This window comes from Neobacillus sp. YIM B06451, assembly GCF_032667185.1.
Taxonomy (GTDB): domain Bacteria; phylum Bacillota; class Bacilli; order Bacillales; family Cytobacillaceae; genus Bacillus_D.
Genome location: NZ_JAVFKJ010000017.1, coordinates 1 through 24,605, shown reverse-complemented (window position 1 = coordinate 24,605; position 24,605 = coordinate 1). Strand labels below are relative to the sequence as shown.

The following is a 24,605-nucleotide window of genomic DNA, read 5'->3' as shown; positions in this document are numbered from 1 at the left end:
GATTAAGGACGTCTAATTCTTAAAAGCGGAGAAAGGAGCACCCGCCTTGAGGATAAGGATGGTTTCGATTATTGTTGTATTTTTGATTTTAGCAGGCTGTAATGACAGTAAAGAAGCAGCTAAAGGCCAGTTCGATTTAAAAGGAGTAATTCAAGAAGTAGATAGTGATGAAAACCGAATTTTAATTGAGGATGGAGATGTAGGTCTCGTATGGGTTACGCTTTCCATCCATGGGAAAATTGATCGCTACAGTAAAGGGAAGGAAGTCGTTGTCTGGGTTGACGGTGGAATTGATACATCGCTTCCAGCACAGGCAAAGGCGCTAAATGTTGAAATTGTAAAGTAGAAGCTGCTGAAAGGTAGTATTAGTGAAATTGGGTTCTTGATAAAGGGTCGGCGTTGATTCATCCTTAAATGATGGTTGTAAAGACCGTTTCGAGCTTAGCCAAGAGGTGAAACGGTCTTTACGTGGGTTCTAAAGACCGTTTCGAGCTGAGCCGAGAGGTGAAACGGTCTTTACGTGGGCTCTAAAGACCGTTTCGAGCTTAGCCCAGAGGTGAACCGGTCTTTACGTGGGTTCTAAAGACCGTTTCGAGCTGAGCCGAGAGGTGAAACGGTCTTTACGTGGGCTCTAAAGACCGTTTCGAGCTTAGCCCAGAGGTGAACCGGTCTTTACGTGGGTTCTAAAGACCGTTTCGAGCTGAGCCGAGAGGTGAAACGGTCTTTACGTGGGCTCTAAAGACCGTTTCGAGCTTAGCCGAGAGGTGAAACGGTCTTTACATGGGTTCTAAAGACCGTTTCGAACTTAGTAGCGAGGTGAAACGGTCTTTTTTGAAGGGACTTACACCCAGCCCACACCAAAACAGCCCGCCTCCAAATGGAAACGGGCTGAATCGCCAACTATTATTGCTTATCTTTTTTCTCTTCAACAATATTACGAGTGATGATATGATCGACGAGGCCGTATTCTTTCGCACGCTCAGCAGTCATGAAGTTGTCGCGGTCTGTATCCCTTGCAATTACTTCAAGCGGCTGGCCAGTGCGCTCGGAAAGGATAGTGTTCAGCTTTTCACGAAGGAACAGGATCCGTTTTGCGGCGATTTCGATTTCGGTTGCCTGGCCTTGTGCGCCTCCAAGCGGCTGGTGAATCATTACTTCAGCATTCGGAAGGGCGTAACGCTTGCCTTTTGTTCCGGCTGCAAGAAGGAATGCACCCATGGATGCCGCCATGCCGATGCAGATGGTTTGGACATCCGGCTTGATGAACTGCATCGTATCGTAAATGGCCATCCCGGCCGTGATGCTTCCGCCTGGGGAGTTGATGTAGATGGAGATGTCCTTTTCAGGGTTTTCCGCCTCTAGGAACAGGAGCTGGGCGACGATCGAGTTGGCAACATGGTCGTCAATTCCGCTCCCAAGCATGATAATCCGGTCTTTTAAAAGGCGTGAATATATATCATATGCTCGCTCGCCCCGATTTGTTTGTTCAATGACTGTAGGGATCAAATTCATAAGACTGCCTCCTTAAGAAACATTTTAAGATTTCCTTATGTAAGTATCATACAATGATGGTCAATAAAGGTCAAACGAATCGCTCAGCCAGTAAGGTTATTGATCGAACTTTTTTCCATGTTAGCCATCTTACCCAACGTTGCCCATTTTAAACATAATCTACACTTGCAAAGATGAACGGTTTCCCCTATAATATGAAATTGTGATGCAAAAATATGCCCTCGTGGTGCAACGGATAGCACGCAAGATTCCGGTTCTTGAAATTCGGGTTCGAGTCCTGACGAGGGCGCTACTTTTTAAAAAAATCAACGGTTCCTGACTCGGGCCGTTGATTTTTTTTGTGAAATTTCCTCGCTATCGCATTACGTACCACCGGCCCAGGGGAGCGAAGACAATTCTTTTCCCAAAAACCTTGCCAAGTTTTTCTGTCTATAACCCAAACCGCCGATTTTCATGTAAAATAGAAGGCGGGGGGTAAGCAGATGAACATGAGGATTGGACTTTTGCAACAGCAGCAGACAAGATTGTCAATGACGCAGGAATTGTCCCAGGCAATTGCCCTGCTCCAATACAGTGCCCAGGAGCTGGCGAGCTTTCTGGAAGCAAGGGCGCTTGAAAATCCCCTGCTTGAAGTCATGCCTTCCGGGCAGTCAAAAGGCCGTTCAAGGAAAACAACCTACAGAAAAAAAGAAAACGATATAAATGGAATTGCATCAGAGACGGGGACGACGCTTGAGGAACATCTTCTTTCCCAGCTGAAGCCCGGGCATTTTCCAAAAGATGAACAAAAACTTTTACGTCAGGTAATATTGAATATAGATGAAAATGGTTATTTCCGCGGAGATATAAATGAAATCGCTGTCATTTCGAATGCAAGCCCAGCAAAAGTGGAAGAGTGCCTGCGGGAAATTCAGGAGTTGGACCCGCCAGGAATAGGCGCACGAAACCTGCAGGAATGCCTCCTCCTTCAACTTGATCGAAATGGTCAAGGGTCTCCTTTGGCTCATGTGATCGTAAAAGGATTTTTTTCCGAATTTGCGGAAAAAAAGTGGAAGAAGCTTGCGAAGGAATTAAAGGTGAGCCCTAAGGAAATACAGGAAATATATGACCTATTGCAAAAGTTAAACCCAAGGCCAGGAGCAGATTTTCACCAGGAAAGAGCAGCTTATCTTGTACCCGACGTGGTGGCGGATTGCGTGAATGGGCAATGGCGCGTCCATCTTGTTGAAGGGAATCTTCCGGCAATCGGCTTTAACGACGATATGTACCATTCACTGACGTCTAGCGGCGATGAGCAGGCAATCAAATTCCTGCAGGAAAAATACCAGGATTACCAATGGCTTGCAAAAAGTATCAGGCAACGGAACGATACACTTTTAAAAGTGGCTGGGAAAATTATTGAAAAACAGCCGTACTTTTTTGCGGAGGCGAAGGGGCAGCTGATGCCGCTTACAATGAAGGAAGTTGCCGATTGCCTGGATATCCATGAATCGACCGTCAGCCGGGCAGTCCGTGAAAAATACCTTGGGACGCCATTTGGCACCTTTGAACTGAAGTCGTTTTTCTCCTCCGGAATCGGTACTGTCTCGGACAGCAGTGCATCCTCGGACCAGGTGAAAAAATTGATCGCCGCGATTATCGGGCATGAGGACAAGAGGCAGCCAGTTTCAGACCAGGAGATCACCAATATGCTAAAGAAGAACGAGGGGCTTGTCATTTCGAGAAGGACTGTGGCCAAGTATCGGGAACAACTGGGAATCGCCTCTTCTTCAAAGCGGAAACGATTTTAATAAAGGATGATTGAATTGAAACCGAAAGTTACCTTCTATACTAGGAGCCGCTGCCCGCTTTGCGAAAAGGCGAAGGAGGATTTGCTTGAAATCCGTGAGTCTATCGCATTTGAGCTAGAGGAAATCGATATTGCGTCCAGCGACAAGTTGACTGAGGAATATGGGCTGATGATACCGGTCATCCTGGTTGATGGAATCGAAGCTGGATACGGAAGCATTGATAAGCAGTATTTAGTTTCGTATATTAAAAATAGATAATCCAATCATATTAGTTGAATGTGAAAATCACTCCTGTTAAAATAAGTGCGAACAGGGTGATTTTTTTTGCGACAGGTGGGACATAATTTGTCATAGCGGGACAGAAAACGTCCCAGCGCCTTGGGAAAGGTTCAGTTATGTCTCGCTAATTTGCAAGAAGGAGTTGCGACTCATGCACTCGTTATTAGATATCCAAAAAAGATTATTGCCGGACCTTCTCGACGTTATGCAGGAAAGGTATTCCATTCTTCGGACAATCAATTTTTTGCAGCCAGTGGGAAGAAGGACCCTTGCCGCAAATCTTGGCTATACGGAGAGGGTTCTGCGGACAGAGACCGACTTTCTGAAGGAACAGAACCTGATTGTTTCGCAACCGTTGGGCCTGATGCTTTCAGAAGGAGGAAAAAATCTCCTGGAAGATCTTGATGGCTTAATGCGGGAGCTAAAGGGTATAGACGTAATGGAGCTGGAATTGAAGCATCGCCTTGGCATCCGGAACGTTATCATCGTACCCGGAGATAGCGACCAATCGCCCCTTGCCAAAAAGGAATTGGGGCGGGCGACCGCGAACAGGATGAAAAAGCTGATTGACGGAAAAAATATCATCGCGGTCACAGGTGGATCTACTATGGCGGCAGTAGCCGAGGAACTGGGCCCGGGCCTTGGGAAGGAAGATTTGTTGTTCGTTCCTGCCCGAGGCGGAATAGGCGAGGATGTCCAAAACCAGGCGAATACGATTTGCGCCATTATGGCTGCCAATACAAAATCCCGCCATCGAGTCTTTTACGTTCCCGAACAGGTGAGTATGGATATTTACGAATCTTTTATTAAGGAACCCGGAGTGCATGAAGTGTTGTCCCAGATTAAATCGGCCGGAATTGTGCTCCATGGGATAGGGGATGCTATTACAATGGCTACTCGGCGCAAAACCCCACAACCTGATATGGAAAAAATCATTCAAACCAAAGCTGTTGCTGAGGCATTTGGCTATTATTTTAATGAACAGGGTGACATTGTCCATAAAGTAATGACTATCGGCTTACAGCTTGGCGACCTGGCGGGCATCCCAAAAGTCCTTGCTGTTGCGGGAGGGAGCTCAAAAGCCAAAGCCATTCAATCGTATTTAAAAATAGCGCCGCCCCAAACAATCCTCATAACCGACGAAGGGGCAGCCAAACTAATACTAAGAAGCAATGCAATCTAATCAAAACTGGACACATGTTATTAAAAGGGTATTTACCCTTTGATATAAAATTTTAAGCCTTACCGAATCAAAGGAGGAACTAATCATGGCATTAAAAGTTGGTATTAACGGTTTTGGACGTATTGGACGAAATGTTTTCCGCGCTGCTCTTGACAATCCGAACATTGAAATCGTAGCAGTAAATGACCTTACAGATGCAAATATGCTTGCCCACCTTTTGAAATATGACACCGTTCATGGAACACTTTCAGCAGATGTGACAGTTGACGGATCCAATCTTGTTGTTGGCGGAAAAACTGTTAAAGTTCTGGCTGAGCGTGACCCTGCGCAGCTTGGATGGGGAGACCTTGGCGTTGAAGTGGTTGTTGAATCAACAGGCCGCTTTACAAAGCGTGCTGACGCTGCGAAACATCTTGAAGCAGGTGCCAAGAAAGTTATTATTTCTGCCCCGGCTTCCGATGAAGATATCACAATCGTAATGGGTGTTAACCATGACAAGTACGAGGCAGCAAACCACCATGTGATCTCGAATGCATCTTGTACAACAAACTGCCTTGCACCTTTTGCAAAAGTACTTAACGACAACTTCGGCATTAAGCGCGGCATGATGACGACTGTCCATTCTTATACAAATGACCAGCAAATCCTTGATTTGCCGCATAAAGACTACCGCCGCGCACGTGCAGCAGCTGAAAACATCATTCCTACAACAACTGGTGCTGCAAAAGCGGTTGCCCTTGTCCTTCCTGAATTGAAAGGTAAGCTGAACGGTATGGCGATGCGTGTTCCAACTCCTAACGTATCCGTTGTTGACCTTGTTGCGGAGCTTGAGAAAAACGTAACGGCTGAAGAAGTGAATCAGGCACTGAAAGAAGCGGCTGAAGGCCCGCTGAAGGGAATTCTTAAGTATACAGATCTTCCGCTTGTCTCTTCTGACTATAACGGCAGCACCGAATCTTCCATTGTTGATGGCCTGTCCACAATGGTCCTTGAAGGCAATTTGGTGAAAGTCCTTTCCTGGTACGACAACGAATACGCCTACTCAAACCGAGTAGTTGACCTGTGCGAATATATTGCTGAAAAAGGCGTTTAATCCATACTTATTGGTAAAATTGGCTAACTTTTAAAAAAACAACTATAATGAAATTGGCTTTTAACGGGGAGCGGGGAGGATTCCCCTCTCCTTTTTTAATGGCAAAATCGAAAAAATTCGATGTTCCAGGAGGGATTCCATGAACAAGAAGACGTTGAAGGATGTAGATGTAAAAGGAAAGCGCGTTTTCTGCCGGGTCGATTTCAACGTCCCGATGCAGGACGGTAAAATTACGGATGAAACTAGAATCCGCGCTGCACTGCCAACCATCCAGTATTTAATCGATCAAGGAGCCAAGGTCATCCTTGCAAGCCATTTTGGCCGTCCGAAAGGCAAGGTTGTCGAAGAAATGCGCCTTGCTCCAGTTGGCGACCGCCTTGGCGAGCTGCTTGGGAAGAATGTCCTGAAAGCTGAAGAGGCCTATGGTGACACGGTAAAGGCGCAAATTAGCGGCATGGCTGATGGCGATGTGCTCCTTTTGGAAAACGTCCGTTTTTATCCCGGCGAGGAAAAAAATGATTCGGAACTCGCAAAGGAATTTGCCGCACTTGCCGATATTTATGTGAATGACGCGTTTGGCGCGGCCCACAGGGCGCATGCATCGACCGAGGGCATCGCACATCATCTTCCAGCTGTGGCCGGATTTTTAATGGAGAAAGAGCTTGAGGTTCTCGGAAAAGCACTTTCCAACCCTGAACGCCCATTTACAGCCATTATTGGCGGCGCGAAGGTCAAGGATAAAATTGGTGTAATCGAAAACCTTCTTGAAAAAGTCGACCATTTGATCATTGGCGGAGGCCTCGCTTACACCTTTGTAAAGGCAAAGGGCCATGAAATCGGCAAATCCCTTCTTGAAGAGGATAAAATCGATTTAGCTAATTCGTTCATAGAAAAAGCGAAGGAAAAAGGCGTCTCCTTCCATATGCCAGTCGATGTTGTCATCGCGGATGACTTTTCTCCGGATGCCAATTCTAAAGTCGTCGGAATCGAGGAAATCCCTGCTGACTGGGAAGCGCTCGATATCGGCCCGAAAACCGCGGAGCTTTACAGGGATGTAATCCAGAATTCAAAGCTTGTTATCTGGAATGGCCCGATGGGTGTGTTTGAATTTGATAAATTTGCAAACGGAACAAAAGCAGTTGCCGAGGCACTTGCTGAATCCGAATCTACATATTCGGTCATCGGCGGCGGTGATTCTGCTGCGGCGGTTGAAAAGTTCAACCTGGCAGATAAAATGAGCCATATTTCAACTGGAGGCGGGGCTTCCCTTGAATTTATGGAAGGAAAAGACCTTCCGGGCGTATCCGCGCTGAACCATAAGGAATAAAACAGGAAAGAAAGGACGTGCCGGAATGCGTAAACCGATTATCGCGGGAAACTGGAAAATGCACAAGACGTTATCGGAAGCAAAAAGCTTTGTAGAAGAAGTAAAGGGCCTCGTGCCGGACAGCGGGGAAATCGAATCGGCCATCTGTGCCCCGGCACTATTTTTATCATCATTGGTCACTGAAACGGACAGCTCCCCTGTTAAAATTGGGGCGCAAAACATGCACTTCGAAGAAAAAGGGGCGTTTACAGGTGAAATCAGCCCGGCGGCATTGGCGGATCTTGGTGTCGCTTATGTAATCCTCGGCCACTCCGAACGCCGTGAAATGTTCAATGAAACGGATGAAATGGTGAACAAGAAAACGCTGGCGGCGTTCAAGCATGGGCTTGTGCCAATCGTTTGCTGCGGTGAAACCCTTGAGCAGCGTGAGAACGGCGAAACAAACGGGTTTGTTGCAGGCCAGATTGAAAAGGCTCTCGAAGGACTGACGGAGGAACAGGTGAAGCAAACCGTCATCGCTTACGAACCGATTTGGGCAATCGGCACCGGAAAATCATCGACTGCGGAAGATGCGAATGAAGTATGCTCCCATATCCGGAAAGTTGTTGCCGAGAAGTTTTCACAGGAAGCGGCTGACGCAGTCCGCATCCAATACGGCGGCAGCGTCAAGCCTGATAACATTGCGGAGTACATGGCCCAGCCTGATATCGACGGTGCGCTCGTTGGCGGCGCAAGCCTGGAACCACAATCGTTCCTTCAGCTTTTGGAGGCTGGTAAATAATGAGCAAATCTCCTGTAGCTCTAATCATTCTTGACGGCTTCGGCCTGAGGGGTGAACGATTTGGAAACGCCGTTGCGCAGGCCAAAAAAACAAACTTTGAACGGTACTGGAATGAATACCCACATGCGCAGCTCCTGGCGTCCGGCGAGGCGGTCGGCCTTCCAGAGGGGCAGATGGGCAACTCTGAAGTCGGCCATCTGAACATCGGCGCGGGCCGGATTGTGTACCAAAGCCTGACGAGGGTGAATATCGCCATTCGGGAAGGGGAATTCCAAAAGAATGAAACCATCCTGGGTGCCATTGAGCACGCGAAAAAGAACGGGACCGCCCTTCATCTGTTCGGGCTCCTGTCCGATGGCGGTGTCCATAGCCATATCAGCCATATGTTTGCTTTACTAAAGCTTGCTGCTGAAGCAGGCCTGGAAAAGGTTTATATCCATGCCTTCCTTGACGGCCGGGATGTCGGCCCGCAGACAGCTGGCACCTTTATTGAGGAAACACTCGAAAAAATTAAGGAATATGGCGTCGGCCAGTTTGCAACCATTTCCGGACGTTATTACTCAATGGATCGCGACAAACGTTGGGACAGGGTTGAAAAGTCATACCGTTCCATGGTCTATGGCGAAGGCCCGTCGTACTCCGAGCCGATGCAGGTAATCGAGGACTCTTACCAGCACGGGATTTTCGACGAATTCGTACTTCCTTCCGTTCTGACGGACGAAGATGGCCAGCCGGTAGGGAAAATCCGGGACAATGATGCGGTTATTTTCTTTAACTTCCGTCCGGACCGCGCCATCCAGATCTCAAATACATTTACCAATGAAGATTTCCGGGCTTTTGACCGCGGATCAGGACATCCAGAGCATTTGTATTTTGTCTGCCTGACTCATTTCAGCGAATCGGTTGACGGATATGTGGCATTCAAGCCAACCAATCTCGACAACACGCTTGGCGAGGTGCTTTCCCAAAACGGACTGAAGCAGCTGCGGATTGCCGAAACAGAAAAATACCCGCATGTCACTTTCTTTATGAGCGGCGGGCGGGAAGACAGGTTTCCGGGCGAGGAAAGAATCCTCATCAACTCCCCGAAGGTTGCGACCTATGACATGAAACCGGAAATGAGCGCCTACGAAGTAACGGATGCGCTTTTAAAAGAAATCGAGGCTGAAAAGTTCGATTGCATCATTCTCAACTTTGCAAACCCGGATATGGTCGGCCATTCAGGAATGCTTGAACCGACCATAAAGGCTGTTGAAACAGTTGACGAATGCCTTGGAAAAATTGTCGACCTACTTTTACAAAAAGGCGGCACTGCCATCATTACCGCTGACCACGGTAATGCAGATGAGGTTGTTACGATTGAAGGAAACCCGATGACTGCCCACACGACAAACCCGGTTCCTGTCATCATCACAAAACCGGATGTTGCATTAAGGGAAGACGGCATACTCGGCGACCTTGCTCCAACCGTCCTCGACCTGCTTAAGGTCGAACAGCCGAAGGAAATGACAGGAAAAACGCTTCTGAAAAAATAAAACAGATATTATTAACAAGTTCTACTACCGGAATAAAACCGGTAAACTACTACTACTTTTTAAGGAGAGATACTGCATGCCATTTATTACTGATGTTTACGCACGCGAAGTACTTGATTCCCGCGGCAACCCAACAATCGAGGTAGAAGTTTTCACTGAATCCGGCGCATTCGGCCGCGCCCTAGTTCCAAGCGGCGCTTCTACAGGTGAACACGAAGCAGTTGAGCTTCGCGATGGCGACAAAGAACGTTACCTTGGAAAAGGTGTCCTGAAAGCTGTTGAAAACGTAAATGACGTGATTGCGCCTGAATTGATTGGTGAATACAGCGTCCTTGACCAGGTTGGTGTCGACCAGGCCCTAATCGAGCTTGACGGTACGGAAAACAAAGGGAAGCTTGGTGCCAATGCCATCCTCGGCGTATCGATGGCGGTCGCACATGCCGCGGCAGACTATCTGGATATCCCATTGTACCAATACCTGGGCGGCTTCAACTCCAAGCAGCTTCCTGTTCCAATGATGAACATCGTTAACGGCGGCGCGCATGCCGATAACAATGTCGACATCCAGGAATTCATGATCATGCCTGTTGGCGCTCCTAATTTCAGGGAAGCCCTTCGCATGGGTACGGAAATTTTTCACAGCCTGAAAGCTGTCCTGAAAGGCAAGGGCCTCAACACGGCTGTTGGTGACGAAGGCGGTTTCGCTCCGAACCTTGGTTCAAATGAGGAAGCGCTCCAAACAATTGTTTCCGCGATTGAAAAAGCCGGCTACAAGCCAGGTGAAGAAGTTATGCTTGCAATGGATGCGGCATCTTCTGAGTTTTACAACAGAGAAGATGGAAAATATCATTTGGCCGGTGAAGGCGTTGTAAAAACGTCCGCCGAAATGGTCGACTGGTATGAAGAAATGGTATCCAAGTACCCAATCATTTCGATTGAAGATGGACTTGATGAGAACGACTGGGAAGGGCATAAGCTATTGACTGAGCGCATTGGCAATAAAGTCCAGCTTGTTGGTGACGACCTATTCGTAACAAATACGAAGAAATTGGCACAAGGAATCGAGCAGGGTGTCGGCAACTCCATCCTAATCAAGGTGAACCAAATCGGTACACTGACTGAAACATTCGATGCAATCGAAATGGCGAAACGCGCGGGTTACACTGCTGTTATTTCCCACCGCTCCGGTGAAACAGAAGATGCAACAATCGCTGATATCGCTGTTGCAACAAATGCGGGCCAAATCAAAACAGGCGCGCCATCCCGTACTGACCGTGTGGCAAAATACAACCAGCTGCTCCGTATTGAAGACCAGCTCGGCGAAACTGCCCAATACCTAGGCCTTAAGAGCTTCTACAACCTTAAGAAGTAAATGTGAAGCAGAGGACTCTTCTGTTGCTTCACCAGAAGTTTAAATAGTGAAGCTGAGTGTTTCATTGCAAATGAAAAAACTCCTCCAATGTGCAGCATCACATTCGGAGGAGTTTTTATTTATGAAACGGCCCCAATCAAATTACTTAAATTGGAATTCCCATTTTAGGGACTTTTCAAGAGGTTTTTGGCCGGTAGAGGCCTTGGCGTATTCAATGCAGTATGGAAAAATAGTATTAACCATTTTAAATCTATAACCCCGTGTAACAGATTCCCCTGGCTTCAGCGTTTTTGGACTGCCTATTTTAACTTCTTCATAAGTATCATTGGTATAGTAGATTTTTGGCCGGAGCTCTGGAATAGGTTCATTTGTATTATTCTTTTGGGTGTAGGACACACTGTATTCATAAAATTCACCAAGATTTTTTTTGGTCATCGTTCCCATCTTTACAGTCATGCCGTTATCCGGCGAGATGTAATCCACGTTAAATTCGAGATAGCCACTTGGCCCTTCTTTCACGGTTACGGTACGCTTATATTCAGCCTTGTTTCCGGCCTTATCCTTTACGCTATAGATTATCGTGTTGACTCCTAATATCCTTGTGTTGATATAACCGGATACCTTAATGATCCGGGTTAAGTCGCCATCATTATTATCGAAAGCGGTAACTCCCTTAAGAGGGTGAAAGGATTCACCGATAAACAACTCTATGTCTCCTACTCCTGAAAAAACCGGCTTGATATTATCGATAACAGTAACAATCCGTTCTCTTGAGGCGATATTCCCGGCTTTGTCACTAACAGAATAAGTAAGCTTGTACTTTCCGGCTTTCTTTTCGTTGACCCTTCCGGAAACTTCAATTTTCGAAGTCACGTCTCCATCAGCATTATCCATCGCCGTCACGTCAAACAAAGGATCGAAAGCTTTGGAAATGTAAATCGACTTGTTTGCAACCCCTGAAAGTTCTGGGTCAACCGTATCTTTTATGACGGTTATCGTCCGTACCGCCATTGCTTTATTTTTTGCCTTATCATATACAGTATAGGTCAGGACATATTTCCCGGCCTTTTTCGTATTCACCTTCCCTGATACCACTATTTTTCGTGTGATGTTTCCATCTACATTATCTTTTGCTATAACGCCCTCTAACGGGGTGAACGCCTGGCCGATGAAAATAATTTCATGGGTGATTCCCGCCAGCACCGGCTTTTCCTTATCTTGGATGCCAGCGCCAGCCGCATAGCTTGAAGATGAGAAAAAGAAAAAAATGGAGATGAAGAACATCCATCCGAAAACATGCTTGTTCTCTCTCACTTGCATAATACCCCCTATTAGAAAATGCCATCTCGATAATTTTACATTATTAAATTAATATGGTATATATTTGAATTTTAGTTTTCCGGAATAAAATATAATTAAGCAAGGAGTCGCAATCTTTCGACACATATTATTTTACGAATACAAATATAGTGTTTAATATAAAGGTAGGCAGGCTATCCGCCTGCTTGTAAGCGCTTCAAAAATTTGGAGAGGAAGAGGTGTGGAAAGATGTTAGGTTTTTTGGTACGGATAGGAAGGGCGCTCATGCTCCCAATCGCCGTATTGCCAGCAGCTGCCTTATTGCTTCGCTTGGGCCAGCCGGACTTATTGGATATTGAATTTATTTCTTCTGCTGGTAACGCGATTTTCGCCAACCTTGCACTCCTTTTTGCAATCGGGGTCGCTGTTGGGATAGCCAAGGATGGCAACGGGGCCGCCGGGCTTGCCGGAGCGATTGGCTATTTCATTTTGACGGAGGGTACAAAAGCGATCAATGAAGAAATAAACATGGCGGTCCTCGGAGGAATCCTTGCCGGGGTTATTGCCGGGCTATTGTACAATAAATACCATGATATCAAACTTCCAGATTGGCTCGGTTTCTTTGGAGGGCGGCGCTTCGTTCCGATTATCACAGCTTTAACCATGCTCATCCTTGCCGCGGTCTTTGGATATGTATGGCCGCCAATTCAGCATGTAATCAACTCTGTCGGCAACTGGATCGTTGGAGCGGGGGCTCTGGGGGTCGGTGCATTCGGCTTCCTGAACCGTTTGCTTATCCCGCTTGGCCTGCATCATGTCCTGAACACGCTCGTTTGGTTTGAATTCGGTGAATTTACGAATGCAGCTGGCGAAGTCGTCAAGGGTGACTTGACCCGTTTCTTCGCGAAAGATCCAGATGCTGGAATCTTTATGACAGGCTTCTTCCCGGTCATGATGTTCGGCCTCCCAGCCGCAGCCGCTGCGATGGTAGCCGCGGCCAAAAAAGAAAGGCGTAAAGCTGTAGCCGGGGTAATGATCGGGCTTGCGTTTACCTCGTTCCTGACAGGTATTACAGAACCAATCGAATTCTTGTTCATGTTCCTGTCCCCGGTTCTATACTTTGTCCATGCACTTTTGACGGGGATTGCGCTCGCGGTCACCTATCTAATGGGCATACGGCACGGATTCGGATTCTCGGCAGGTGCGATTGACTACTTCCTGAATTACGGCATCGCCACCAAGCCGCTCCTTCTCGCGCTGGTCGGCCTAGTGTACGCAGCCATTTACTTTGTTGTGTTCTACTTCCTCATTAAGAAACTCGACCTGAAAACCCCAGGCCGTGAAGACGATGTCGAAGGAGAGTTTGACGAGGATTCTGCGATTAAGGGCGACTACCATACAGCCGCCGTCCAATATGTCGATGCCCTTGGCGGAAAGGATAACCTCGTTAGCATCGACAACTGCGTCACCCGCCTTCGCCTCCGTGTGAAGGACACAGACAACGTAGATGAAAACCGCCTTAAGCAGCTCGGCTCCAAAGGAGTCATCAAGCTTAGCAAGCAGGATATCCAAGTTGTCGTCGGTACCGACGTTGAGTTCCTGTCCAACGAAATGAAGAAACTATAGAAAGTTTGGATATGCTTGGCGGCCCTGTGCCGCCAGGTATTTTTTTCGTTCCCTTTGAAAAAATAACCATGTTGATGGCATTAAAAGAGGAGCTGGATTATAAGGCAGTTTCGAGGGGGATTTTAACATGAAAGTGTCTTCATCGGGTTTATGAAGACAGTTAGGAATGCGATTTTTAACATGAAAGTATCTTCATTAAGGTTTAAAGACTTGGAACGAATTTAATTTAAACGCCAACGAAAAAAATTCCCTTGGGAGGTAGCTAAGTTGAAACGAATTCTTGATTGCACCGCGTCCGATTTTGCGAAGATGACCGGGCAGGATATTAAAAAGTCGATCCTCGCCTCGGAAGGTAGGACGATTTTAGCAGAGGTTATCGGGGCGTTTACCCCGCTTTACCCCGCTGTGACAAATCCCGAGATGGTGGCCGCATTTGGCGCAGACTTGATCCTGCTGAACTTCTTTGACGTTTTCAACCCTGAAATTCAAGGGATGCCGGCAACCGAACCGGAGGAGATTGTCCGCAAGCTTAAACAGCTTGTCGGCCGGCCGGTTGGATTGAACCTTGAACCTGTAGACCTTTCAGCGGAAAAGCTTGAAGCACTCACTAAACTACCTGAAGGGCGCATTGCAACCGAGCAGTCCCTTCGCCGGGCAAAGGAGCTAGGCTTTGACTTCGTATGCCTGACGGGAAACCCGAAAACAGGGGTCTCAAATGCCGAGATTACGAAAGCGATAGCCATTGCCCGGGATGTCTTTGGACCTGAAGGACTGATTATTGCCGGAAAAATGCACGGAGCCGGAGTCGCGGGTGAAACTGGAAGCAGCCTGATGGGCGAGGGAACATTGCACGGGTTCATTGAAGCGGGTGCGGATATTATCCTCATTCCGTCCCCGGGAACTGTTCCAGGCTTTACGGTATCAAAAACAGCCCGCCTCGTCGATCTAGTCCATGAAAAGGGCGCCCTAGCCATCCTTACGACCGGGACAAGCCAGGAGGGAGCCGATGAAGCGACCATAAGGCAAATTGCTTTGAACAGCAAGATGGCCGGCGCGGACCTTTACCATATCGGAGATGCTGGTGCAAATGGAATCGCGCTCCCGGAAAATATCCTGGCCTATTCCATTGTCGTCCGCGGCAAGCGGCATACGTATGTCCGGATGGCGGCATCGGTCATGCGTTGAGAAGCTTGGCTTCAGCTCCCACGCGCAAACCTTTTTAGAGAGCAAAGGCTGAAGCCGCCTCGAAGAACTGTCAAAATCTCCATGAATCCCGCTATTGTGAAAAACGGGATTATATGTTAAATTAAGAATACTGTGAATGAACGTCTAACAGGAGGTGGCCTTCATGCATGCATTTTTCGTAACATTATTGGTAATCGTATCAATTGGACTTATCGTCGTTGTTTTACTACAATCTGGCCGTAGCGCGGGTCTTTCAGGCGCAATTTCCGGCGGAGCGGAACAGCTTTTCGGAAAGCAGAAAGCACGCGGTATCGATCTTATCCTTCACCGGATTACGGTTGTCCTTTCGGTATTGTTCTTTATCCTTACAATCGCCGTAACATACTTAAATCTTTAATAATGAAAATTGACCCGGCCGCGTGCCGGGTTTATTTTTTGCGAAAAAAAGGAAGAACGGCTGCTCCTCTCGAATAGGTGAGTGGGATTGGAATAAAAGGAGCGATTGTATGTTAAAGTGGGCCGGCGCAGCGGGTATATGTATAAATGAACAAGGCAATATCTTAATGGTTTTGCAGGGAAAACCTGAGGAAGTGAAAAAATGGTCCGTGCCCTCCGGAGGCATTGAGGAAGGTGAAACATTTCGGGAGTGCTGCAGGCGGGAGTTCCAGGAAGAAACGGGTTTTCTTGTTGAAGTGCTGGATGAAGTTAAGGTGAAAACAGGTACATATGAAGGTTTTTTGGTCGAAGTCCGTTATTTTATTGTAAAAATCGTCGGTGGCAGCCGGAAAATCGAGGATCCGGATAACCTGATTTGGGATATTGCTTGGAAATCAAAAGAGGATTTGGCCACTTTGGACCTTTCCTTCCCGGAAGATAGGGATTTTTTGCTAAATTGCATGGAACTTGAGTGTAATTTTACATAAAAAGGAACCTGGAAAAAGGACTTTCTGAATGGAGAAAAAGGATTCGCCCAGTTATTGGACTTATTTACCCTGTTTTTAAAAGTATTCGCCCCATTTTTCTTGCGATTCGTACCTATCTAAATTTTCAGAAAATAGTTCCTCTATGCTGTAAAGGCTTATTTCTGGAATGTGCTGCCTGCCTTTGTTAAAACTAAGGGAGATGGACATGAGAAGGAGTTAACTGAAATGAAAGTACAACCACCTAAGCCGTTTACGTTTGAAGCCGGGCCGCGAGCGGTGCTTCTCCTGCACGGATTCACCGGAAACTCCGCAGATGTCCGCATGCTGGGCCGCTTCCTTGAGAAAAAAGGATACACTAGCCATGCGCCTCACTATAAAGGCCATGCGGTCCCGCCGGAAGAACTTTTGAAAACCGGACCTGAAGATTGGTGGCAGGACGTCATGCGCGGCTATCAATTTTTAAAAGAAAAGGGCTATGAGGAAATCGCGGTCGCCGGCCTGTCGCTTGGCGGAGTATTCTCTCTCAAGCTGGGTTACACGGTGCCTGTGAAGGGTATTATTCCGATGTGCGCCCCAATGGATTTCCGAAGCGAGGAAACCATGTATAAAGGGGTTCTCCAGTATGCACGTGAATACAAGGAGCATGAAGGGAAAACCCCTGAGGAGATCAACGAGGAAATGGAAGAATTCAAGAAAATCCCGATGACGACGCTAAAAGCACTTCAGGAACTAATAACTGATGTTCGGGACCAGGTCGACCTTATCTATGCACCTCTGTTCGTCGTCCAAGCCCGCCATGACCGAATGATCAACCCGGATAGCGCGAATATTATATACCGCGAAACGGAGTCAATTGACAAGAAAATCAAGTGGTATGAGGAATCGGGGCACGTTATAACGCTTGATAAGGAGAAAGAGCAGCTCCATGAAGATGTTTATACGTTTCTAGAAAGCCTGGATTGGAAAGAATAATAAGAAACACCCTGTTAGGGAGGGATAATTTTGGCAGAAAACATTCAAGCGCATATAGACAGGCTTTTGCAATATATGAGAGATGAAGCCTACAAGCCGCTTACCGTCCAGGAGCTTGAGGAAGCATTCGGGATTGAGGATTCGGCCGATTTTAAGGAATTCGTAAAGGCGCTCGTCCAGATGGAGGAAAAGGGCCTTGTCGTCAGGACCCGTTCAAACCGCTACGGCCTGCCGCAAAAAATGAATCTGATTCGCGGAAAGGTTGCCGGCCATGCGAAGGGCTTTGCATTCGTTATGCCCGAAGAACCGGGAATGGATGATATTTTCATACCGCCGAATGAAACAAACAACGCCATGCACGGGGATACGGTACTGGTCCGTGTATCATCGGAAACATCTGGCGAGCGCAGGGAAGGGACGGTTGTCCGCATCCTGGAACGCGGAATCACCCAGATGGTGGGAACATATGTTGAAAGCAAAAGCTTTGGATTCGTCATTCCGGACGAGAAAAAGTTTGCAGGCGACATCTTTATACCGAAGGCCGCTAACGGAGGAGCCGTTGAAGGCCATAAGGTTGTTGTGAAAATCGTTAATTACCCAGAAGGCCGAACGAGTGCAGAAGGCGAAGTCATTCAAATCCTCGGCCATAAAAATGACCCGGGTGTAGATATCCTGTCGGTTATTTATAAACACGGCCTGCCGCTCGCTTTTCCGGAAGAGGTCTTGGATCAGGCAAATTCGGTACCGGATGAAATTGACGAACGCGACATTGAAGGGCGCCGCGACCTGCGCGACCAGGTGATCGTCACAATCGACGGCGAGGATGCAAAGGACCTTGATGACGCTGTAACCGTAACGAAGCTCGACAACGGCAACTACAAGCTCGGCGTGCATATTGCCGACGTCAGCTATTATGTGACGGAGGGTTCTCCGATTGATATAGAAGCGGAAGAGCGCGCCACCAGCGTGTATCTCGTCGACCGGGTCATCCCGATGATTCCACACAGGTTATCGAATGGAATCTGTTCCCTGAATCCAAAAGTAAACCGCCTGACACTTTCGTGCGAAATGGAACTTGATTCGAGCGGCCATGTGGTCAAACACGAGATTTTCCAAAGTGTCATTAAGACGACCGAACGGATGACATACAGCGATGTGAACAAAATCCTCGTCGAGAAAGATGAGGAAACACGCAGCCGCTATGAAGCGCTCGTTCCAATGTTCGAGTTAATGGAGGAACTGGCTTCCATTTTGCGTAAAAAAAGAATGGGCCGCGGCGCAATTGATTTTGATTTTAAAGAATCAAAGGTGCTGGTGGAAGAGGACGGCAAGCCGACCGACGTCGTAATCCGTGAACGCTCGGTTGCCGAGAGGCTCATTGAGGAGTTTATGCTTGCAGCCAACGAAACTGTCGCTGAACATTTTCACTGGCTGGATGTTCCGTTTATTTACCGGATTCATGAAGATCCGAAAGAGGAAAAGCTGCGCAGGTTTTTTGAATTCATTACAAACTTTGGCTACCTCGTTCGGGGGACGGCCAATCAGGTCCACCCGCGAGCCCTTCAGGAAATCATCGAAGAGGTACAGGGAAAGCCGGAAGAAATGGTCGTATCAACCGTAATGCTTCGTTCCATGCAACAGGCGAAGTATTATCCTGAAAGCCTTGGCCACTTCGGCCTTTCAACTGAATTTTACACTCATTTCACTTCCCCAATCCGCCGTTATCCGGACTTAATCGTTCACAGGCTAATCAGGACGTACTTGATAAAAGGGAAGCTGGATGAAGCGACTCGAGAAAAATGGAATGCGAGGCTGCCGGAAATCGCAGAACACTCCTCCAAAATGGAGCGCCGCGCAGTTGACGCCGAGCGGGAAACCGACGAACTGAAAAAAGCCGAATTCATGGCCGACAAAATTGGTGAGGAATATGATGGCATTATTTCCTCGGTTACGAACTTCGGAATGTTTGTTGAATTGCCGAATACGATTGAGGGGCTAGTCCATGTCAGCTATATGACGGATGACTATTACCGCTACGACGAGCGCCATTTTGCGATGATTGGCGAACGGACAGGCAATGTGTTCCGGATTGGCGATGTAATCACAGTCCGCGTCATCAACGTCAACAAGGACGAGCGGTCGATCGACTTTGAAATCGTCGGCATGAAAGGGACAAGGCGCGAACGGAGCGGAGAAGGAAAAGTTTTCAGGACGAACAGCTCCGATAAAAAGCCGACCAAAGGCAAGGAAGGCGGACGCGGTTCCGTATCCAAAAGCATTGGCCGCGCCGAGCCTGGTTCTTCTGGCGATGGCGATAAGGCAAAGAAGAAAAAGAAACGTAAATTTTACGAAAACGTCCCGAAAAATAAGAGTGCGAAACGAAAAAAGCGGTAAAGTGCCAGTGCTTCGGCTAGAATGCCTATAACGCTTTTCCGAAAAGATGGAGGGCCTCCTGGAGGCTCTCTTTCTTTCCTTGCCCATTCGTTGTGGGAATAGAGATATTTTGCTACAATTAAGGAATGTTAGGGGGAGTCAGCATGCCTAAAGGTGTTGGAAAAACAGTCGCGCAAAATAAAAAAGCGTACCATGACTATTTTATAGAAGAGACATATGAAGCCGGAATCGTGCTGCAGGGAACTGAAATCAAGTCGATCCGAGCCGGCAAGGTGCAATTGAAGGATTCATATGCAAGGATCCACAATGGCGAGATGTTCCTGTACAGTGTCCATATTTCCCCGTATGAACAAGGGAACCGCTACAACCATGATCCGCTAAGGACACGGAAGCTCCTCTTGCACAAACGGGAAATCATGAAGCTGCTTGGCGAAACGAAGGAATCAGGCTATGCGCTCGTTCCATTGAAGATGTATTTGAAAAACGGTTACGCCAAAGTACTCATCGGCCTAGCGAAAGGGAAGAAGAAGTACGACAAACGCGAAGATCTCAAGCAGAAAGAAGCAAAGCGTGATATCGAAAGGGCATTCCGCGAGCGCCAGAAAATGTAAGGTCCGACAGGGAAACCAAGTCCTTCCTATTGAAAAATTCGCTGTTTGTGATATAATAAGAACTGTCGCAGGGTCACTGCGGCACATAATCTAAGCTCATACTCTGAGCTTTTCCGACGTCCGGCAATGTAATAATTGCCGCTCATACTACAATGGGGACGCTACGGATTCGACAGGGGTAGTTCGAGCTTAGGTTGCGAGTCGAGGGGATCGGCCTCGTTAAAACGTCAACGCCAATAACTGGCAAAACTAACAACAACCTCGCTTTCGCAGCTTAATACTGCGTAGCGGTTCCTCCCTCCATTGCCCATGTGGTAGGGTAAGGGACTCACTCTAAGTGGGCTACGCCGGATTCCACCGTCTGAGGATGAAGGAAGAGAACAACCAGGCTAGCTGACCAAACGCCTGTCGACAGGCAGATGGCTCAGCGAATCGCGAATATGTCGACTACACTCGTAGAAGCCTAAGTGCCGATATCTTTGGACGTGGGTTCGATTAAGTATTAGTCGCCTTGCATAGCAATATGCAAGTGAAAATCTGGCTTTATCGGTGAAACCTAAGTCGCGCTATCGCGATAAGGCAATGCCGAGCGGTATGTGGAGCAATTCAACAGCCGTGTATCGACTTATAGGCTGCCCAAGCGGCAGTACTAGGATGCATAATCTGTCCGGGAACCGGGCAAATCTACATTATGCATAATACGCCAGACGGCCTTCGTTATAGAAGAAGGTCGAAGATATAGTCAGTGCCATGACGAAAGCATGGAATAGCACGTCCCACCGTCTCCACCAATACATAATTGGTGGTTTTTTCTTTTTATACGCAAAAATCCGTGATGATCCGCCATAGTTTTTTTATTAAAATCTTTGTTTGATGAACATGAGGTGAATGAGTGAATGATACGAATGGCATGATTATAAAAGAAAGAAACTTTTTTCAAATTCCATTTTTCGCTCCATCATTTGTTGATCATACTTACCGTTTCTAGGAGTAACATTGTTATAATGTAGAAGAATCCAGTTACACCGCTGTCTTTTTCTTTCAACTCTTAAACATTTGGCAATTTGATGCAATGCGGAGAAGAATTCATTCTTTTTATTTATATTTAAGCAGTAAGAGTTTTTGTGCTTTCCAGGCTTGTAGTTTTTCTTGTTAATAATAGTGCCTCCGGTAATACTCTTAATATAATCCAAGAGCTCTATATCTGTAGATGCAATACTAATACAAGGGCGTCAAAACTCTATTTGATGCATTCTTGTTAAGGTTATACTTCCTTCACCATCAATTATTCCAGCTCGATAAGATGCCTCCCACTCTTCCAAAATTTATCCCCCCAACACGATTTGTAATCCTTTACTCTAATTTTAAAATTTTCAACTAAAGAATTCTACATTAACAGAAGCAATGGCAGTGTTTTAGTTATGTGGTTATAATAAATGGCAAAATAGATAACATGAAAACGAAGTGGAACGGCCTTCAAATTAGCAAATAAATAAAAGGCATCGGGAAAAAATCATTCCCAATGCCTTTTATTTTTGGCCTTTAAACTTTAAAGGTTGCTGCGCTCCGCTCTAGTTAGGTCTTTTCGCGATCATTTCGATCTCAACGCCCGCTCCAAGTGGGAGTTTTTCTTGCAATTGTTATTCCTCCAAAAAAATCGGATGTTTATTCTTGATGTATTTTTTCAATAAACGGTGAAATAACGCCGATAGTGATAAATTGTTTTAAAGCCAATTTTCAGCCCATGATTCTAAACCTTTAAGTGCTTTCCCTAATTCGGTTCCTTTTCTTGTTAAGGAATATTCAATGCGAACAGGTCGGCCCGTAATGACATGTCGAAAGATAATCCCCGATTCCTCTAATTCTTTCAGACGTTCATTAAGGACGCGCTTACTTAGATCAGGAATATTAGCGTGAATCTCACTAAACCGTTTTGGTTCCTCAATAAGTGAACGAACAATAAGTCCTACCCATTTCCTTCCTATTAACTGATAAGAATGTTCTATTTTATCGCATAGTGGTGGTTGGGGTACTTCTTTGCTCAACTGTTTCACCTCTGCCATTATTTGTTTTCTTTCTACTTTTAATAACCATTTATTGAAAATAAAATAATATATCATGTTTTATTGTAACACACAAAATGGCTGGTACATAGGAATTTAAGCGTTTCCATCAGTATTAGGGAGTTTTGCCAAAATAGTTCACAAATGTACTTTGGTTACTTATTGTGATAGTTTTCACAAATACCTTTAATTAAAATATCTTTAATTCAAGACAAATTCGTTGACGGATAAAACCTAAGGAATTATTATGTGAATATAAAGTTTGTTTGATACAAAAAGTAACCTATTGATTAAAACAAAGGAGGTGATTTTTATACATTTTTAAAAAGTATGTATGTAAGAGTTTGATTAAGAAAAATATCATAACCAAACTCTGGTATGAATGCTAAGGCATTAACAAAAATTAATTCTAAAAAGCCTAAAAGAAATTCAAATCTGGAAATCGGTCCTTTATTTGAATCAACTATTTAATACGAAAATGAAATTATAAATTTAGATCGATCAAATGTTCAAGTGTGGGATAGGCTCTGCTTAGTGATCGAAACAAAAAAGGGGTGATTCGATTGAAGCAAATCAATCGTGAACAATTAAAAAAAGCGGGGTTTAGCGAAGATATTTTGCCGACGAAGCTAGAAGATAAGAATTGGAACGTCGGAAATTATACATCAATTTGGATGGGTTCAGTTCATAATATCCCAAACTATATTGCCATTGGCGGACTTTTTGCAATAGGGATGTCTGTTGGACAAGTTTTCGCCGTCATTATGGCTGCGTCAATTATATTAGCGGCCGCAATGGTTCTTAACGGGCATGCAGGATCTAAATATGGTTTACCTTTTGCTATGCTCATACGCTCATCTTTCGGAACTAAAGGTGCAATGATTCCAGGAGTGTTAAGAGGGGTAATTGCTGCAATCATGTGGTTTGGATTTCAAACCTTCGCAGGTAGCCAAGCGTTATCAATCCTAATCGGAAAGCTTTGGCCAACATATTTAACGTTAGGCGGAGATTGGAATCTTTTGGGGTTATCATTACCCGGGTTAATTTCGTTTCTATTATTCTGGTTATTTAATGTTGCTCTAATTTTTGGAGGAATGGGACTTGTAGGTAAATTTGCAAATATCCTTTCTCCACTTGTCTATATTGTTTTTGGTGGTATGGCAATTTGGGCAATTAAATTAGCTGGAGGTATTGGCCCAATTTTAGCTTATACAGGAGCAGGAGTCAGCGGAAATAAAGTAATCGTCTTTTTGGCAGCTGTAACAGCAATCATTGCTGCTTGGGCAGCCCCTATCGTAAACGTGTCGGACTTTACAAGACTGGCTCGCTCGACGAAGGATCAAGCGATTGGACAAACAGTAGGTTTAGTCGTGACTTATTTATTGTTTGCCATTGCAAGTATTTCGATCATTGTAGGCTCCGAGATTGCCTTTGGGACACCAATTTGGAATGTACTTGATGTCGTTGCACGGTTTGACAGTACTTTTGCGATAGCAATATCAGTTCTTACACTCTGTTTAACAACATTATCGGTGAATGTGACAGGTAATATTGTGCCTGCTGGTTACCAATTGGCATCCCTATTCCCGAAAAAATTAACGTTTAAATCAGGTGCAATGATTGCAGCTGTAATTGGGATTCTTGTAATGCCTTGGAAACTTATGGAGAATGCGACAAGTATTTTTACATTCTTAAATATAGTTGGCGGCTTATTAGCTCCAATAGCAGGTGTTATGCTGGCTCATTATTTTGTGGTATCAAAAACAGAAATTGACTTGGGAGAACTATATTCCAAGGAAGGTAAATACAACTATAAAAATGGATTTAATGTAAATGCCCTCATAACAGCTACTATTGCAGGGGTGCTTTGCTTAATCGGTAATTTCGTTCCGTTGTTTAAGCCGCTTTATGAAATTTCGTGGTTTGTTGGGGTTATTTCAGCGTTTATTATCTACATTATCCTTGAGATGCGTAGTACAAAAAGTGTTTAGTTAACAAAGTTGAGCAAATGAATTTAGAAAAGTAGCTAGAAAAAAGATTTATCAATATTAATTGGGGTGTCAGGCGGCAATTTTTTAAGAAATGCTGCTAGGGGAATGTCAAACAAAGGCAATTTTGACGGTGGGCATTAATCTTTTTTATCGAAAGGGGTTTTAATAATGGCACTAGATTTACTTATTAAAGGCGGCAATGTTGTATTCCGGGATGGTGTTCGAAAGGTTGATATTGGAATAAAAAACGAAAAAATCACCTGCATTGCTGAGCAAATTACTGAGGATGCAAAAGAAATCATTGATGCGAATGGGCAATATGTCATGCCAGGAATGATCGACACACATGTCCACATCAGTGAACCTGGCCGGACAGAATGGGAAGGCTTTGAAACAGGATCGAAAGCATTGGCAGCCGGCGGAACGACGAGTTATGTGGAAATGCCATTGAACGCGCTCCCAGCAACAATCAATAAAAATGCGCTGGATCTTAAACTTGAAGCGGCAAAAACACAAAACTATGTTGATTATGCCTTTTACGGGGGTCTAGTGCCAGATAATCTGGACAAGCTGGAGGAACTGGCTGATGCGGGAGTCCTTGCCTTTAAATGCTTCATGTCTGATATCACAAGCGATATCCCTGGAGATTTCACAAATGTCGATGATTAT

General features: G+C 45.8%; 21 protein-coding genes, 1 tRNA gene and 1 other RNA gene. 20 read left to right on the top strand and 3 right to left on the bottom strand.

From position 1 onward, the window contains the following. Window positions 1-46: 46 nt before the first annotated feature. Window positions 47-346 carry a DUF3221 domain-containing protein gene (locus RB160_RS20675; protein ID WP_316572340.1) on the top strand — a complete coding sequence of 100 codons (300 nt, stop codon included), beginning with the start codon at window positions 47-49 and terminating at the stop codon, window positions 344-346. Window positions 347-903: 557 nt separating this feature from the next. Here the strand turns inward: RB160_RS20675 and clpP are convergent. Then, the gene (gene clpP, locus RB160_RS20670; protein ID WP_316572339.1) at window positions 904-1,512 is read right to left on the bottom strand and encodes an ATP-dependent Clp endopeptidase proteolytic subunit ClpP; all 609 of its coding nucleotides are present in this window, start codon (window positions 1,510-1,512) and stop codon (window positions 904-906) included. Window positions 1,513-1,729: 217 nt separating this feature from the next. On the opposite strand from clpP, the gene RB160_RS20665 reads away from it, so the two are divergent. From RB160_RS20665 to eno, 9 genes are all read left to right on the top strand, one after another. Then, window positions 1,730-1,801 (top strand) — tRNA-Arg (locus tag RB160_RS20665). Window positions 1,802-1,994: 193 nt separating this feature from the next. Beyond that, entirely contained in the window at window positions 1,995-3,302 is a 1,308-nt protein-coding gene (rpoN, locus tag RB160_RS20660) for an RNA polymerase factor sigma-54 (RefSeq protein ID WP_316572338.1), read from the top strand. 15 nt (window positions 3,303-3,317) lie between these two features. Next, a complete protein-coding gene (locus tag RB160_RS20655; RefSeq protein WP_316572337.1) occupies window positions 3,318-3,560 on the top strand; it encodes a glutaredoxin family protein in 243 nt (80 codons plus the stop codon). Window positions 3,561-3,732: 172 nt separating this feature from the next. Continuing rightward, complete coding sequence (locus tag RB160_RS20650) at window positions 3,733-4,764, top strand: sugar-binding transcriptional regulator (protein WP_316572336.1); 1,032 nt, start codon at window positions 3,733-3,735, stop codon at window positions 4,762-4,764. Between the two features lie 85 nt (window positions 4,765-4,849). Beyond that, window positions 4,850-5,857, top strand: coding sequence for a type I glyceraldehyde-3-phosphate dehydrogenase (gene gap, locus RB160_RS20645; RefSeq protein WP_316572335.1), 1,008 nt, complete (start codon window positions 4,850-4,852; stop codon window positions 5,855-5,857). A 139-nt stretch (window positions 5,858-5,996) separates the two neighbouring features. Further along, the gene (locus RB160_RS20640) at window positions 5,997-7,184 is read left to right on the top strand and encodes a phosphoglycerate kinase (RefSeq protein WP_316572334.1); all 1,188 of its coding nucleotides are present in this window, start codon (window positions 5,997-5,999) and stop codon (window positions 7,182-7,184) included. 25 nt (window positions 7,185-7,209) lie between these two features. Beyond that, a complete protein-coding gene (tpiA, locus tag RB160_RS20635; protein WP_316572333.1) occupies window positions 7,210-7,965 on the top strand; it encodes a triose-phosphate isomerase in 756 nt (251 codons plus the stop codon). Further along, window positions 7,965-9,500 (top strand): 2,3-bisphosphoglycerate-independent phosphoglycerate mutase, encoded by a 1,536-nt coding sequence (gene gpmI / locus RB160_RS20630; protein ID WP_316572332.1) that lies wholly within the window; start codon window positions 7,965-7,967, stop codon window positions 9,498-9,500. Before tpiA ends, gpmI begins: the two co-directional genes overlap by 1 nt. 76 nt (window positions 9,501-9,576) lie before the next feature. Then, complete coding sequence (gene eno, locus RB160_RS20625; protein ID WP_316572331.1) at window positions 9,577-10,872, top strand: phosphopyruvate hydratase; 1,296 nt, start codon at window positions 9,577-9,579, stop codon at window positions 10,870-10,872. 141 nt (window positions 10,873-11,013) lie between these two features. On the opposite strand, the gene RB160_RS20620 is transcribed toward eno, so the two are convergent. Further along, complete coding sequence (locus tag RB160_RS20620) at window positions 11,014-12,192, bottom strand: immunoglobulin-like domain-containing protein (RefSeq protein WP_316572330.1); 1,179 nt, start codon at window positions 12,190-12,192, stop codon at window positions 11,014-11,016. Between the two features lie 228 nt (window positions 12,193-12,420). On the opposite strand from RB160_RS20620, the gene nagE reads away from it, so the two are divergent. From nagE to ssrA, 8 genes are all read left to right on the top strand, one after another. Further along, entirely contained in the window at window positions 12,421-13,797 is a 1,377-nt protein-coding gene (gene nagE, locus RB160_RS20615; protein WP_316572329.1) for an N-acetylglucosamine-specific PTS transporter subunit IIBC, read from the top strand. A 267-nt stretch (window positions 13,798-14,064) separates the two neighbouring features. After that, window positions 14,065-14,982, top strand: coding sequence for a DUF7916 family protein (locus tag RB160_RS20610; RefSeq protein WP_316572328.1), 918 nt, complete (start codon window positions 14,065-14,067; stop codon window positions 14,980-14,982). A 163-nt stretch (window positions 14,983-15,145) separates the two neighbouring features. Further along, window positions 15,146-15,379, top strand: a complete 234-nt coding sequence (gene secG, locus RB160_RS20605) for a preprotein translocase subunit SecG (RefSeq protein ID WP_316572327.1) — start codon at window positions 15,146-15,148, stop codon at window positions 15,377-15,379. A 109-nt stretch (window positions 15,380-15,488) separates the two neighbouring features. Then, on the top strand, window positions 15,489-15,905 hold the full coding sequence (locus tag RB160_RS20600; RefSeq protein WP_316572326.1) for an NUDIX hydrolase: 417 nt from the start codon (window positions 15,489-15,491) through the stop codon (window positions 15,903-15,905). A gap of 225 nt (window positions 15,906-16,130) precedes the next feature. Then, window positions 16,131-16,877: an alpha/beta hydrolase gene (locus tag RB160_RS20595; protein WP_316572325.1), complete on the top strand. Its 747-nt coding sequence runs from the start codon at window positions 16,131-16,133 to the stop codon at window positions 16,875-16,877. A 30-nt stretch (window positions 16,878-16,907) separates the two neighbouring features. Continuing rightward, entirely contained in the window at window positions 16,908-19,271 is a 2,364-nt protein-coding gene (gene rnr / locus RB160_RS20590) for a ribonuclease R (protein ID WP_316572324.1), read from the top strand. Window positions 19,272-19,414: 143 nt separating this feature from the next. After that, the gene (gene smpB / locus RB160_RS20585; protein WP_316572323.1) at window positions 19,415-19,882 is read left to right on the top strand and encodes an SsrA-binding protein SmpB; all 468 of its coding nucleotides are present in this window, start codon (window positions 19,415-19,417) and stop codon (window positions 19,880-19,882) included. Window positions 19,883-20,044: 162 nt separating this feature from the next. Next, window positions 20,045-20,380, top strand: a transfer-messenger RNA (tmRNA) gene (gene ssrA, locus RB160_RS20580). 1,226 nt (window positions 20,381-21,606) lie between these two features. Here the strand turns inward: ssrA and RB160_RS20575 are convergent. Next, the gene (locus RB160_RS20575; protein ID WP_396954754.1) at window positions 21,607-21,927 is read right to left on the bottom strand and encodes a winged helix-turn-helix transcriptional regulator; all 321 of its coding nucleotides are present in this window, start codon (window positions 21,925-21,927) and stop codon (window positions 21,607-21,609) included. 581 nt (window positions 21,928-22,508) lie between these two features. Between RB160_RS20575 and allW the strand changes: the two genes are divergently transcribed. Further along, window positions 22,509-23,936 carry an allantoin permease gene (allW, locus tag RB160_RS20570; RefSeq protein WP_316572321.1) on the top strand — a complete coding sequence of 476 codons (1,428 nt, stop codon included), beginning with the start codon at window positions 22,509-22,511 and terminating at the stop codon, window positions 23,934-23,936. Between the two features lie 168 nt (window positions 23,937-24,104). Continuing rightward, the coding region (locus RB160_RS20565) for an amidohydrolase family protein (protein WP_316572320.1) at window positions 24,105-24,605 on the top strand (501 nt) is incomplete at its 3' end.